This window comes from Mesorhizobium alhagi CCNWXJ12-2, from assembly GCF_000236565.1.
In the GTDB taxonomy this organism is placed as follows: domain Bacteria; phylum Pseudomonadota; class Alphaproteobacteria; order Rhizobiales; family Rhizobiaceae; genus Allomesorhizobium; species Allomesorhizobium alhagi.
In genome coordinates, this window is sequence record NZ_AHAM01000217.1 from 1 (window position 1) to 12669 (window position 12669).

Here is a 12669-nt window from a genome sequence, read left to right on the forward strand (position 1 = left end):
CGGCTGCCGAGGCTTGCGTGCCGGTCAGGTCGTCAAACTTTTCCACCAGCACGCGGGGAATTTTGGGCGCGCCCGGACCGATTTGTGGCGGGCTCCACCACCACGCGCCGGCAGCCACTGCCGTAGCCGCAACCACCGCCAGAAGCCCAATCCACAGCCCGGCCGCCTTCGGTCGTGCGGAGATTGCAGCGGCCACCGAAGCAAGGGGAATTGCCGGAAGGTCTGTGGTGGGCGGTAGCGATCGAAGGGAAAAAGCAGGGACGTAGCCACCTTTCGGAATCGTGATGAGAACCGGGTCGGCTTGTCCCGCCGTGAAATAGTACCGCTCGAGCGAGCGGCGCAGGTGACCGGCTTCGATGCGGACAATCGGATCCGATTGTGGGTCGAAGGAAACATCGCGGCCGAACACTTCGACGGCGATCGAGTAGGCCTTGATCCGGCCATCGCGCCCCGACAGCGTCTCTTCCACCACATAACTGAGGAAACGGTGCTCGCGGTCAGTCGCCTCAAAGTCGGCGCTGTTCAAGATCCGGTGAAGCTGGGCGCGACAGTCCTCCGCGGGGAGATCCCGCTCCCTCGCCGCGGGTGCTTCCGACTGGACCACCGAAACCCCCACCTATTCTTTAGTACATTCTTAAGTAAGCGATCTTTGCCGGACTCTTTTCCATGTAAATTACGTGTCCGCCCCACGTAACTTACATGCTGCTGGTCGCATCATCAACGGTCTCGGCCTAGTCTGGCGCAATCAACGGATCGCGCCAATGGCACCGGAAAGCGGGTCGAACAAGCGAGAAGCGTTCTCGGCGGCACTTCGCCGATATCCGCAATATGAACTGGCGATCCGCAGGCTGATGGCCCAAAGCGAGGCTTTTTGCGACATGTGCGAGGAACTCGCGGAAGCCGAGTTGGCGCTGTCGAAGGTCGACCGGGTTGCATCGGCTGTGCGTGAGGCAAGGAGGGCCGAATGGCAGGATTTGATAGATCGGCTGGTCGCGGAAGTCGGGACTGCACTGCTGGACAAGGACATTGTCGTGAAACCGCGCGCAGGCCGATGATCCATTTGACAAACACGAAGGAGAACACCATGAATATCTCGCGTCGAACCCTTTCCATGGGAGGCGCCAGCCTGCTGGCCGCGACCTCGCTCAGCTCGACCGCCGCATTCGGCGAAGGCCTGATTTCGGACCTGATCGAAGGGTCGGATGAATTCGGCCTCGCTGTAGAGGCCTATATCTACGGTTATCCGCTGGTCACGATGGAGATGACCCGTCGAGTCATAACCAATGTCGCCGAGCCCAAGGGAACGAGGGCTCCGATGGGCCATCTTATTAAGCTGCGGGAGTACCCGAACGCCAAGTTCCGGGACGTCACCGCGCCGAACGCGGACACGCTCTACACGACAGCCTTCTTCGACGTCGGCGACGAGCCCTGGATCGTCAGCCTGCCGGACATGAACGACCGCTATGCGCTTTTCCCGATGCTGGATGGCTGGACGACCGTATTCGATGTTCCCGGAAAGCGGACCACCGGAACGGGAGCTCAGACTTTCGCCGTCACAGGCCCCGGATGGGAAGGCACGCTGCCGGAAGGAGTCAAGCAATACAAGTCGCCAACCAGCATCGTCTGGCTGCTCGGCCGCATCTACTGCACTGGTACGCCCGAGGACTATGCCGAGGTCCACAAGCTTCAGGACGAAGTGAATCTCTATCCGTTGAGCGCATGGGGCAAGGAGTGGACACCGCCCGCAGGTAAGGTTGATCCTTCGATTAACATGAAGACGGCGGTTCGCGATCAGGTAAACAACATGGATGCGGTCGAGTACTTCACCCTCCTCGCCGAGCTCCTGAAACGCAATCCCCCCAACGAGGCCGACGCGCCGATGCTGGAGAAGCTGGCGCAGATCGGCATCGTTCCCGGGCAGGACTTCGACAAAACGAAGTTCGATCCGGCCTTCGCCAAGCGCGTTCCCCAGATCGGCTTCGCCAAGATCATGCTGCACTTCAAGTTCAGCGATGGCGACGTCAAGGACGTTGATGGCTGGGGCTTCACAACCAAGACCGGCATCTACGGCGCCAACTACATCCAGCGGGCGCTTGTCACTGCCATCGGGCTTGGCGCCAATCGGCCGCAGGATGCGATCTATCCAACATCGTTGAAGTCTGGTGGCGGTCTGATCAAGCGGAAATATGACGGTTCGGAAAAATACGTTCTGACCTTCAAGAATGGCCTGACGCCGCCCGTCTCCGGCTTCTGGTCGCTGACCATGTATGACGAGAACTACTTCTTCGTCGACAACCCGCTGAACCGCTATTCGATCAGCGCGCGCCAGCCGCTGAAGGCCAATGCCGACGGGTCTATAGATATCCTGATCCAGCACGAATCCCCCGGCGCCGACAAGGAGTCAAATTGGTTACCGGCGCCGGAGGGTAAGTTCATCCTGATGATGCGGCTCTATTGGCCAAACGAGAGCAATCCTTCGATCATCGACGGATCCTGGACGATCCCGCCGGTGAAGAAGACCGGCTGATCATCTGCTGACCTTAACCGAACGTCTGCTGCTTCAACGGAGGGGAAGACCATGACGACTAGACGGAACCTGCTGCTGGCAGCCACGGCCGTCGCGGCAACGGCGGTGCCGCTCAGACCACGGCCGGCGCGGGCAGCCGATGACGTGGCCGATTTTCTGTTCGTTCAGACCGCGAGCGCCATGACATTCGACAAGCCGACGAGCAAGCTGACGCTCGAAGGTATCGGCGCCACGACGTGTTCTTCTCGGACCGCCCCGAGCGCATTGCTGGGAACATGGATACGACGGCTTTCGTACCGTTCTGGAGCAAGGGCAAGGACTGCTCCTTTCCGATCCGCCGAACGCCGACTTGTCGCGTTCCTCGAAGCGGACAAGCTCCAGCAGGTTGTCGTCGTCCTGGAGGGTCCGGAACTGAACGGCAATGACCTGACCCATACGGTGAAGGTGGTTGGCGAGATGCCGGAGAAGGGCTCCGAGGTTTCCGTGTTCATCGACATCATCGGCATGCCGTTGACGCCGCTTTCCTATGCGGGCGCGGCAAGGCGCGGCTTCCGGCAGGCGGTTCTTTATTGACATCTGCCTGAGACGCGGCATCGACCTTCAGACGATCCTGACCGCAGCCGCTTCAGCTAACTCGAATCGATTCGATCGCTCATCGAACAATAAAGGAGTACGGCAAATGTTGACGAAGCGGGATCTACTTCGCTCAGCCGCGGTGGTCGTCGCCGGCGCCGCGATTGCAAGACCCAGCCTGCTGATGGCGCAGAGCTACCCTGACATCGTCGAGGCCAAAGACATCGCCGAGGAAGGCTTCATCTACGGCCTGCCGCTCGTGATGAATTATGCGGTAATGCACGAGTTCGCCGTCGACAAGAACTCGGGGCAGTTCAAGGCACCGTTCAACGAACTCGACAACATGAGCCATGTAGCCACCCCGGAGGACACGGCAATCGTCACGCCGAACAGCGACACGCCATACTCCATATTGTGGCTGGATCTGCGTGCCGAGCCGATGGTGATCTCCGTGCCGGCGGTGGAGAAGGAGCGCTATTATTCGGTGCAGTTGATTGACGGCAATACCTACAATTTTGGCTACATTGGCAGCCGTGCCACGGGGAGCGATTCGGGCTCCTATCTCGTTGCCGGACCAGACTGGAAAGGCGAGAAGCCCGCCGGCATCAAGCAGGTCTTTTCTTCGACCACTCCGTTCGTGTTCGCCAACTTTCGGACCCAGCTTATCAACCTCGAAGATTTGCCGAATGTGGAAAAGATGCAGGCCGGCTACAACGTGCAGCCGTTGTCGACCTTCCTAAAGCAACCTGCACCCCCAGCCGCACCGAAGATCGAGTTCCTGCCGGCAACAACGCAGGGAATCAAAGACAACTTCTTCGACTATCTCGATGCCGCCCTCGAGTTCGTGCCAGCCACGGAAGAGGACAGAGCTATCCGTGCCAAGCTCGCACGGATTGGTGTGGGCCCCGGTAAGTCATTCGATTTCAAGGACCTTCCAATCGCTCACAAGCTGGAAATCGGCCTTGGCATGAAGGATGGCGATGAGAAGGTCGCCAAGTTTGCTGCCAGCGGAAACAAAATCATCAACGGCTGGAGCGTCGGTTCGTTCTTTGGCGACCGCAACTTTTACAAGGGAGACTGGCTGAAGCGCGCCGCAGCCGCCAAGGCGGGGCTCTACGGGAACGATGCCGTGGAAGCCATGTATCCCTTTACCCGGACCGATGCGACAGGCGAAACACTCGACGCCAGCAAGCACAACTACACGATCACCTTTCCCGCCGGGCAACTCCCACCGGTGAACTCCTTCTGGTCGGTGACGATATATGACGGCAAGAGCCAACTCCTGATCAAGAACCCGATCAATCGCTATCTCATCAACTCGCCGATGTTGCCGGGCATGAAGAAGAACGAGGATGGTTCGCTCACCGTCTATATCCAGAAAGACAGCCCCGGCGCGGACAAGGAGGCAAATTGGCTGCCTGCGCCCAACGACACAGTCTATCTCGTGATGCGGTTGTACTGGCCGAAGAGCGAAGCGCCTTCAATTCTACCGGTCGGCGAAGGCACATGGCAGCCGCCCGGTATCAATGTGGCGCAATAATTGTCCCGACCATGAATTATCCCGACCATGCTGATGCCTGGCGTCGGATGTCGAAGAGGAGAGAGCAATGATGCGCACGACGAAACTGCTTTGCGCCACCGCCGCCGTGGTACTGATGGGCTTGGGCACCGCTTCCGCCGACGCGCCGAAGATGAAGATGAAGATGACGCCGCCGCTACCGGATTCGATCACCACACCGGAGAGTGTGGACACCAGGATTGGCACGCTGAACTTCTTCGATGGCTTCCCGGATGACGCCACGTCGGAGAAGATCTACGACAATCTCGATTTCATGCGCGGCGTCGATGCTTTTCTCAACGCTATGCCAGGTGCATCGGTTGAAGCCCTGCGGATTGGACTGGCCAGTCAGGGGGCCGACAACAACCAGACCATCCTGATTTTCGAAAACCTCATGGACTCGCGTTCGCTGTTCCTGACTGGCAACACCGAGAGCATCTACAATCTGATGTGGCTGGACACCAAGGCCGGCCCGCTGGTCATAGAGACGCCGCCCAACATCCTGGGCATGATCGACGATCACTGGTTCCAATATGTCGGCGATGTCGGCAATGCCGGCCCGGACAAGGGCAAGGGCGGAAAATACCTGCTTTTGCCGCCGGGTTACGAGGGCGAGGTCCCCGAAGGTTATTTCGTATTGCGGACGTCGACCTACGGAAACCTGTTCTTCTGGCGCGGCTTCCTTGAGAATGGCAGCACTGCGACCGCGGTCGAAAACACCAGGAAGTTTGCCAAGGTTTATCGCCTTTCGAAAGCCGACAACCCACCGCCGATGAAGTTCATCAATTCCTCGGGCAAGGAGTTCAACACCATCCATGCCAATGATTTCCATTTCTACGAGGAGGTTAACGACATCGTCCAGTACGAGCCGAACGAGGCCTATCACCCGGAAGTCCTGGGACAACTCGCGGCCATCGGCATCGAAAAGGGCAAACCCTTCGCGCCCGACGAGCGGATGAAGAAGATCCTCACCGAAGCCGTGGCCGTCGGCAATGCGACGGCGCGCACCATCGCCTTCAAGCCCCGCATGAAGGACGCCTACTATTATCCTGATAGCGCCTGGGTCACCGGCTTTGTCGGCGGTAGCTACGAGTTCCTTCTGCAGCCCGGCGTTCGTTATCTGGATGCCCGCGTCCTGTTTCACTATCTTGCAACGGGCATCACGCCGGCCATGGCGATCAAGCGCGTCGGCATCGGTTCGCAATACGCCGGCGCCATGACGGACAAGGACGGCAAGCCGTTCGGTGGCGGCAAGACCTACAAGGTGCACCTGCCGCCAAACATTCCGGCAAAGGAATTCTGGTCGTTCGTCTTGTATGACAACCAGACGCGTTCGATGCTGCAGACAGACCAGCAATTTCCGAGCATCGGCAGCGACAAGAAAGACATCCTGATCAACGCGGACTCCTCGGTCGATGTCTGGTTCGGCCCCACAGCACCGGAAGGCCATGAAGCCAACTGGGTGCAGACGGTTCCCGGCAAGGGCTGGTTTACGCTCCTTCGCCTCTATGGTCCTCTGGAGTCATGGTTCGACAAGAGCTGGAAGCCGGGTGAGATCGAGCTCGTAAAGTAGGGGATACGGTGACACCATTGGCAGATCGGGAGCTTTCCGCCCCCGAAAGCAGACCGCAAACCGCCCGCGCAGGAGGGGATTCCACATGACGATTGGCAGAAGCGTAGCTTCGATGCTTGCCGCGACCGCGATTATGCTGGTCGCACCGGCTGTCAATGCAGCCGATGTCGGGGTAGAGGCAGCCCCGCTCGACGATGCAATCCCAGGCAGGGAATGGACCTTCAGCGTAGCGCCCTATTTCTGGGGTGCTGGGCTTGAAGGCGACGTCGGTCTGTTCGGTCGTGACCCGGTCGACATCGACATGAGCTTCGGCGACATCTTCGACAATTTGAAGTTCGGCGGCATGGTTGTCGGGGAAGCGCACAATGGAACCTGGGGGCTTCTGGTCGATGTAATCTACGTCAAGATCGAGGATGAAGAATCGGTTACGCGGCCTATAGCGGGCGTCCCCGTCAGCCTCGACGCCAGCGTCGAGACCAGCAGCCTGACCGCGACCATCATGGGCGAGTACCGCGCCGTCTCCCAGCCGACGGCGACCGTGGACCTGATGGCCGGCGCCCGCATCTGGAGCGTCGACAACGACATTGAAATCAGCCTGTCGGCTGGCGGTCCGCCGCTCGCCGCCTTCAGCGGCAGCGATGGAAGCACCTGGGTGGACCCGATCGTCGGGATCAAGGGACGCCTCGACATCGATCCGTCCTGGTACGTTGCCGGATGGGGCATGGTTGGCGGCTTCGGCGCGGCTTCCGACGTTACATGGGACGTGTTCGGGGGCGTCGGTTATCAATGGAACGAGTGGCTGTCGCTTGTCGCCGGCTACCGTGCGATGGGCGTCGACTACGAAGATGACGGCTTTGTCTATGATGTCGTCCAGCAGGGGCCCGTGCTCGGCGCTGTAATGAGATTCTAGGCAAAGAGCACGATCCGACGACGGCTGGTTTGCGCTCCTCGAAGCTTCATGAAAACGAACTGCTTGCCTTGGCATACCGCCTCTTCAAGCGACCGTGTCTTCGCCAGATGCGCGGCAATGGCGCTGGCCAGCATGCAGCCGGTCCCGCGCATCGATCCGACAAGGCGGGGCGCATCGAAGCGGATTGGCTGTTGACGCGGCCGCAGCAGGATATCCGTGGATCGAAGTCCCGCAGCGTGGCCGCCCTTGATCAGCAAGGCCGGCGACCCAGCGTCCAATAGCCGTTGTCCTTGTTGCAACACCTCTTCGTCGTCCACAGCCGGTCGCGAGCCGGCGAGGACCGCCAGTTCGACGAGATTGGGTGTGACGAGACAGCAGAGCGGCATGAGATCTCGTGTCAGCGTGCCGATCGCGCCTGCCTCCAGAAGCGGTCTGCCCGAAGAGGAGGCCAGCACCGGGTCGAGCACTGCCGGTATAACCCGATTTTCGCGCAGCACCGCCGCAACGGCAGCGATGATCTGCTCCGTCGCGAGCATGCCGATCTTGATGGCCGCCACCTTATTGGCCTGCAGCGCGGCGCGCATCTGATCGGCCAACAAGCCGGGCGGCAAATGATGGGTTTCTAGGACGGCTTCATGCGTCTGAACCGTCACCGCGGTGACGGCGATGCAGGTGCGTACGCCGAGGGACGAGATCGTCTCGATATCGCGAGCTATGCCGGCGCCGCCGCTTGAGTCGGATCCGCCGATGACCAGCACATGCGGTTCCCCGCTCAACGCCATCGCTTCGTCTTTTCGATCCACTCGCGTGTTCGCGCTTCCGGGTCGGCATTCAATGTTATGTCGGTCACCACAGCGGCGCTGTCGGCGCCGGCCGCAAAGACGCTTTCGAGCCGGGCGGGGTTGAGGCCGCCAATCGCAACCAGCGGTGTCGTTGCGACCCGGCGTTTCCATTCGCCAATCCGTTCGAGCCCCTGCGGCGCCCATTTCATCTGCTTCAGTACGGTCGGATAGACCGGGCCGAGCGCGATATAGTCCGGTCTGGCGGCAAGTGCCGTTTCGAGTTCGAAATGGTCATGCGTGCTGAGGCCGAGACGGAGACCTGCCGCCTTTATCCGGGAAAGGTCCGCCGCCTGCATGTCCTCTTGGCCGAGGTGGATGAAGTCGCAGCCTTCCTCGATCGCCAGCCGCCAGTAATCATTGATGATGAGCTGGCATCGGTGTCGGGCGCACAAGACCTTGGCGCTTCGGATCTCCGCGCGCAGCCTGGCCTCGTCCAGATCCTTGATGCGAAGCTGCACCAGCCTGACGCCGAGCGGCGCCAGCCTTTCGATCCAGGCGGCGCTGTCGACGATCAGATAAAAGGGATCGAGTCTCATTGGAACACCGCCCGGCCAATTGTCGGCGTCGACGGGACGGCGACGTCGCGCGGCTCGAGCAATCCCGAGCGATAGGCTTCCCGGCCGGCATCGACTGCATTGCCAAACGCCCGCGCCATGCCGACAGGGTCGGCGGCCTTGGCCACCGCCGTGTTGAGGAGAACCGCGTCGAAGCCGAGTTCCATCACCAATGCAGCATGTGATGGGCGGCCGAGACCCGCATCCACGATCAGCGGGATATCCGGGAAATGGCCGCGCATCGAGCGGAGCGCGGTGGCATTCACCGGCCCGAGCGCCGAACCGATCGGCGCGCACCACGGCATCAAGACCTTGCAGCCCACCGCGAGCAGCCGCTCGGCGACGACAAGATCATCCGTGGTATAGGGAAACACTGCAAAATCGTCTTCGCACAGGACTCGTGCGGCCTCGACCAGGCCAAAGACATCCGGCTGCAGCGTATCATGATTGCCGATCACCTCGAGCTTGATCCAGTTCGTGCCAAAAACGTCGCGCGCCATCTGTGCGGTCGTGACAGCTTCCTTGACGGAGTGGCAACCGGCGGTGTTGGGCAGGATGCGTAGCCGCAGGGATTGGATGAGAGACCAGAATTTTTCCCCACTGCGGCCGCCTGCCATTTCGCGGCGCAACGAGACGGTCACCACGGATGCCCTGGATGCCTTGACCGCATCCGCAAGGATGGCGGGCGAGGGGTATTGCGCGGTGCCTAGAAGCAGGCGCGAGGGAAGTTTCGTTCCGTAAAGATCGAGCATCGAGGTCACCCGCCTTGCATGGGTGCGAGGATTTCGATCCGGTCGCCGTCGTTCAACTGGAACCGCGCCCGCGCCGTCGCATGCACGACGTCGCTGTTCACGGCCGTTGCGAGCCAATTGCCCTCATAGTCGAGGACGGCAAGCAGTTCCGCCAGCGTGGCAGCGTCGATTTCATGCGCTTCGCCGTTGACTATCAGTTTCATCAGCATACTCCGCTGGTTTGTCAGAACGGAAAACAAGGTCGGCCGCCCGTTGCGCCATGGCCGGGGCAAGAAGAAAGCCGTGACGGTAGAGCCCGTTGATCGCGACGGTTCTGCCTTGTCTTTCGACGCGCGGCAGATTGTCGGGATAGGCCGGGCGAATGCCGACGCCGGTCTCAACGATCGCGGCTTCGCCGAAGGCCGGGTGAACGGAATAGGCCGCGTTCAGAAGCTCCATCATTGACCGCCCCGTGATTGGTTCCGCTGAACGGCTCTCGATCATTGTTGCGCCCGCCATGAAATGGTGATCAGCGCGCGGTGCCAGATAGAGCGAAAAGCGCGGGTGCAGCAGCCTGACCGGCCGCGCCAGCGAGACGTCCGGTGCGCACAGGATCACCATCTCGCCGCGCACACCGCGAAGCCTTTCATCGCCGGCCGCCATTCCCGTGCAGTCGATCTCGTATTCAAAGCCCGCTACGTGCCGAGCGTCGATTCCGAAGCGGAATTCGACGCCTCTTTCGGCGAGCTTTTCATGCAGGGCCGCCATCGCACGGCGCGGATCGAGATGGGCTTCGCCTGGAAAAAACAGCCCGCGATGGAAACGGCCGGCCAGATCAGGTTCCAGGAGCGTGATTTCGTCTTCATCGACCCACTGGTAGCCCGAGGTGCGGCTTGCAAAACGGTCGAGTTCGCCCGCATCCCGCGGCATCGCCACGACAAGCGTTCCGGCCCGGGTGACGTGACCCGGCAGCGCTGCATCCCACCAGTCGGCGGCATCACGCCCGAGATCCAGCACCGGCTGCTCCGCGCTCTCACGCTCGCACCATGGCGCCAGCATGCCGCCGGCCATCCATGATGCGTTGCCGCCAAGGCAGTGCCGGGTCTCAACGACGGTCACCGCCGCCCCGCGGGCGGCGAGTTCGAAGGCGGCGGTGAGGCCGGCGACGCCGGCCCCTTTGACCAGCACCCTCATGACTGCTCGCTGGTCTCGTTCACCGGCACATAGAGGTCGCCGCCCTCGCGGTATTTTGCCGCCATCGCCGCCATGCCCTCTTTCTGCGCCTCAGCCCGAATGTCGTGAGAGATGCGCATCGAGCAGAATTTCGGGCCGCACATGGAGCAGAAATGCGCCAGCTTGTGCGCCTCCTTCGGCAGGGTCTGATCGTGGAAGGAGCGCGCCGTTTCGGGGTCGAGCGACAGGTTGAACTGGTCTTCCCAGCGAAACTCGAACCGCGCCCGCGACAGCGCATCGTCGCGGAGCTTCGCCGCAGGATGGCCCTTGGCGAGATCGGCGGCGTGCGCGGCTATTCTGTAGGTGATGACACCGGTCTTGACGTCGTTGCGGTCGGGCAGGCCGAGATGCTCCTTGGGCGTGACGTAGCAGAGCATGGCTGTTCCGAACCAGCCGATCATGGCAGCGCCGATGCCGGACGTGATGTGGTCGTAGCCCGGCGCGATGTCCGTCGTCAGAGGTCCGAGCGTGTAGAAGGGCGCCTCACCACAGACGTCGAGCTGCTTGTCCATGTTCTCTTTGATCTTGTGCATGGGAACATGGCCCGGTCCCTCGATCATGACCTGGCAATCCTTGGCCCAGGCGATCTTTGTCAGTTCGCCAAGCGTTTCCAGTTCGGCGAACTGCGCCGCATCATTAGCGTCCGCGATTGAACCGGGACGAAGGCCGTCTCCGAGTGAGAAGGACACGTCGTAGGCTCTGGCGATGTCGCAGATTTCCTCGAAATGCTCGTAGAGGAAGCTTTCGCGGTGATGATGCAGGCACCATTTCGCCATGATGGAGCCGCCGCGCGAGACAATGCCGGTGACCCGGTCGACCGTCAGCGGGATGTAATGCAGCCGCACGCCGGCATGGATCGTGAAATAGTCGACACCCTGTTCGGCCTGTTCGACCAGCGTGTCGCGGTAGATTTCCCAGGTCAGGTCCTCGGCGACGCCGCCGACTTTTTCGAGTGTCTGGTAGAGCGGCACTGTGCCGATTGGCACCGGCGAATTGCGGATGATCCATTCGCGGATGTTGTGGATGTTGCGGCCGGTCGACAGGTCCATAACGGTGTCGGCACCCCAGCGGATCGCCCAGACCATCTTTTCCACCTCTTCGGCCATCGACGAGGTGACGGCGGAATTGCCGATATTGGCGTTGATCTTCACCAGGAAATTGCGGCCGATGATCATCGGCTCGCTCTCGGGGTGGTTGATGTTGGCGGGAATGATCGCCCGCCCGCCCGCCACCTCGTCGCGGACGAATTCCGGCGTGACGAAGTCGGGGATCACGGCGCCGAAGGCTTCGCCGTCGCGCAGCAGGCTGCCACGCACGATCTCGCGGCCGAGATTCTCGCGGATGGCGACGAATTCCATCTCCGGAGTAATGATGCCGGCGCGCGCATAGGCAAGCTGCGTCACCGCCTTGTCGGCTTTGGCCCTGAGTGGCCGGTGGCGGGCGGGAAATTCGGGCGTCAGCCGTTCACCTGATGCGAACCCGTTATCCTCTGGCCTGACACTGCGGCCTTCCGTGAATTCGACATCGCCGCGCGCCTTGATCCATCCGTGCCGAAGCCGGGCAAGGCCGTTCTCGATGCTCGTTTCGACGGTCGGGTCGGTATAGGGGCCGGACGGATCATAGACGGTGACAGGCGGTTCGCCTGCCGTCGGATGGACGGCGATTTCCCGCATTGGCACCCTGATCTGCGGGTGGATCAAGCCGGGTTTATGGACTTTCCTCGAGGCGGGCAGCGGTCCCGTCGAAACGGCGGGGTTGATGGCATTCATTTGAGGCTCCTTTGCTCATGCATTGGAGACCCAGTTCTGTGCCGGAAGGATGAAAAGACGCTCTGGCCTGCCTGCTTACAGGTTTTCGGGCATAGAGTCCCGCAAAGCGCTTGCACCGTCCCTACGCCAGTATGAACTGGATCAGGTTCAACGGGTCACTGCGCCGCGAAAGCCAGCAGTATCTCAGCCCCTTGCCGGGACTCCCCTGGTGAATAAATGGAGTTGAACGGGAGCTCACGATTTTGTCAAGCGCATTCGGCCGATCATCAAGCCCGCTCAAGCCTGAAGGAAGAACTGGCGCGCGTGGGAGCAAGCTACTCGCCGGAGGCGAGCAACGGGCTCGGCGCTCCTAGCCTAGTGCCCGTCCATAAACGCCTGTTTTTCCAGGTGTTAGAGGGC

General features: G+C 61.1%; 12 protein-coding genes, 1 pseudogene and 1 riboswitch. Of the genes and pseudogenes, 6 read left to right on the forward strand and 7 right to left on the reverse strand.

Annotated features, from left to right (window positions below; genetic code table 11):
- Positions 1-526 (reverse strand): annotated as a pseudogene (locus MAXJ12_RS39140) (hypothetical protein); the annotation flags it as partial.
- Positions 527-761: 235 nt separating this feature from the next.
- Here MAXJ12_RS39140 and MAXJ12_RS24500 point away from each other — a divergent pair.
- The 6 genes from MAXJ12_RS24500 (at position 762) to MAXJ12_RS24525 (ending at position 7141) form a co-directional block, all read left to right on the forward strand.
- The gene (locus MAXJ12_RS24500) at positions 762-1055 is read left to right on the forward strand and encodes a hypothetical protein (protein WP_008838744.1); all 294 of its coding nucleotides are present in this window, start codon (positions 762-764) and stop codon (positions 1053-1055) included.
- Between the two features lie 29 nt (positions 1056-1084).
- Positions 1085-2527 (forward strand): DUF1254 domain-containing protein, encoded by a 1443-nt coding sequence (locus tag MAXJ12_RS24505; protein WP_040587756.1) that lies wholly within the window; start codon positions 1085-1087, stop codon positions 2525-2527.
- Positions 2528-2578: 51 nt separating this feature from the next.
- Complete coding sequence (locus MAXJ12_RS24510; protein WP_008838746.1) at positions 2579-3100, forward strand: hypothetical protein; 522 nt, start codon at positions 2579-2581, stop codon at positions 3098-3100.
- Positions 3101-3206: 106 nt separating this feature from the next.
- On the forward strand, positions 3207-4640 hold the full coding sequence (locus tag MAXJ12_RS24515) for a DUF1254 domain-containing protein (protein ID WP_008838747.1): 1434 nt from the start codon (positions 3207-3209) through the stop codon (positions 4638-4640).
- A 67-nt stretch (positions 4641-4707) separates the two neighbouring features.
- A complete protein-coding gene (locus tag MAXJ12_RS24520; protein ID WP_008838748.1) occupies positions 4708-6231 on the forward strand; it encodes a DUF1254 domain-containing protein in 1524 nt (507 codons plus the stop codon).
- Positions 6232-6316: 85 nt separating this feature from the next.
- On the forward strand, positions 6317-7141 hold the full coding sequence (locus MAXJ12_RS24525) for a hypothetical protein (RefSeq protein WP_008838749.1): 825 nt from the start codon (positions 6317-6319) through the stop codon (positions 7139-7141).
- On the opposite strand, the gene MAXJ12_RS24530 is transcribed toward MAXJ12_RS24525, so the two are convergent.
- The 6 genes from MAXJ12_RS24530 to thiC are packed head-to-tail and all read right to left on the reverse strand — an operon-like array spanning position 7138 to position 12270.
- Positions 7138-7923, reverse strand: coding sequence for a hydroxymethylpyrimidine/phosphomethylpyrimidine kinase (locus MAXJ12_RS24530; RefSeq protein WP_008838750.1), 786 nt, complete (start codon positions 7921-7923; stop codon positions 7138-7140). The genes MAXJ12_RS24525 and MAXJ12_RS24530 overlap by 4 nt on opposite strands.
- Complete coding sequence (locus tag MAXJ12_RS24535) at positions 7914-8519, reverse strand: thiamine phosphate synthase (protein ID WP_008838751.1); 606 nt, start codon at positions 8517-8519, stop codon at positions 7914-7916. Before MAXJ12_RS24535 ends, MAXJ12_RS24530 begins: the two co-directional genes overlap by 10 nt.
- A complete protein-coding gene (locus MAXJ12_RS24540) occupies positions 8516-9289 on the reverse strand; it encodes a thiazole synthase (protein ID WP_008838752.1) in 774 nt (257 codons plus the stop codon). The genes MAXJ12_RS24535 and MAXJ12_RS24540 overlap by 4 nt, the downstream gene beginning before the upstream one ends.
- Positions 9290-9294: 5 nt before the next feature.
- On the reverse strand, positions 9295-9492 hold the full coding sequence (gene thiS / locus MAXJ12_RS24545) for a sulfur carrier protein ThiS (RefSeq protein WP_008838753.1): 198 nt from the start codon (positions 9490-9492) through the stop codon (positions 9295-9297).
- Complete coding sequence (thiO, locus tag MAXJ12_RS24550) at positions 9461-10462, reverse strand: glycine oxidase ThiO (RefSeq protein ID WP_008838754.1); 1002 nt, start codon at positions 10460-10462, stop codon at positions 9461-9463. The genes thiS and thiO overlap by 32 nt, the downstream gene beginning before the upstream one ends.
- Complete coding sequence (gene thiC, locus MAXJ12_RS24555; protein WP_008838755.1) at positions 10459-12270, reverse strand: phosphomethylpyrimidine synthase ThiC; 1812 nt, start codon at positions 12268-12270, stop codon at positions 10459-10461. The genes thiO and thiC overlap by 4 nt, the downstream gene beginning before the upstream one ends.
- 100 nt (positions 12271-12370) lie before the next feature.
- Positions 12371-12487: riboswitch (TPP riboswitch) on the reverse strand.
- Positions 12488-12669 lie beyond the last annotated feature (182 nt).

Excerpts from the sequence above, each read along its gene's own strand:
- MAXJ12_RS24535 (WP_008838751.1), bottom strand. The coding sequence starts at position 8,519 with ATGAGACTCGATCCCTTTTATCTGATCGTCGACAGCGCCGCCTGGATC.
- thiO (WP_008838754.1), bottom strand. The coding sequence starts at position 10,462 with ATGAGGGTGCTGGTCAAAGGGGCCGGCGTCGCCGGCCTCACCGCCGCC.
- MAXJ12_RS24510 (WP_008838746.1), top strand. The coding sequence starts at position 2,579 with ATGACGACTAGACGGAACCTGCTGCTGGCAGCCACGGCCGTCGCGGCA.
- MAXJ12_RS24520 (WP_008838748.1), top strand. The coding sequence starts at position 4,708 with ATGATGCGCACGACGAAACTGCTTTGCGCCACCGCCGCCGTGGTACTG.
- MAXJ12_RS24530 (WP_008838750.1), bottom strand. The coding sequence starts at position 7,923 with ATGGCGTTGAGCGGGGAACCGCATGTGCTGGTCATCGGCGGATCCGAC.
- MAXJ12_RS24500 (WP_008838744.1), top strand. The coding sequence starts at position 762 with ATGGCACCGGAAAGCGGGTCGAACAAGCGAGAAGCGTTCTCGGCGGCA.
- thiS (WP_008838753.1), bottom strand. The coding sequence starts at position 9,492 with ATGAAACTGATAGTCAACGGCGAAGCGCATGAAATCGACGCTGCCACG.
- MAXJ12_RS24525 (WP_008838749.1), top strand. The coding sequence starts at position 6,317 with ATGACGATTGGCAGAAGCGTAGCTTCGATGCTTGCCGCGACCGCGATT.
- MAXJ12_RS24505 (WP_040587756.1), top strand. The coding sequence starts at position 1,085 with ATGAATATCTCGCGTCGAACCCTTTCCATGGGAGGCGCCAGCCTGCTG.
- thiC (WP_008838755.1), bottom strand. The coding sequence starts at position 12,270 with ATGAATGCCATCAACCCCGCCGTTTCGACGGGACCGCTGCCCGCCTCG.
- MAXJ12_RS24515 (WP_008838747.1), top strand. The coding sequence starts at position 3,207 with ATGTTGACGAAGCGGGATCTACTTCGCTCAGCCGCGGTGGTCGTCGCC.
- MAXJ12_RS24540 (WP_008838752.1), bottom strand. The coding sequence starts at position 9,289 with ATGCTCGATCTTTACGGAACGAAACTTCCCTCGCGCCTGCTTCTAGGC.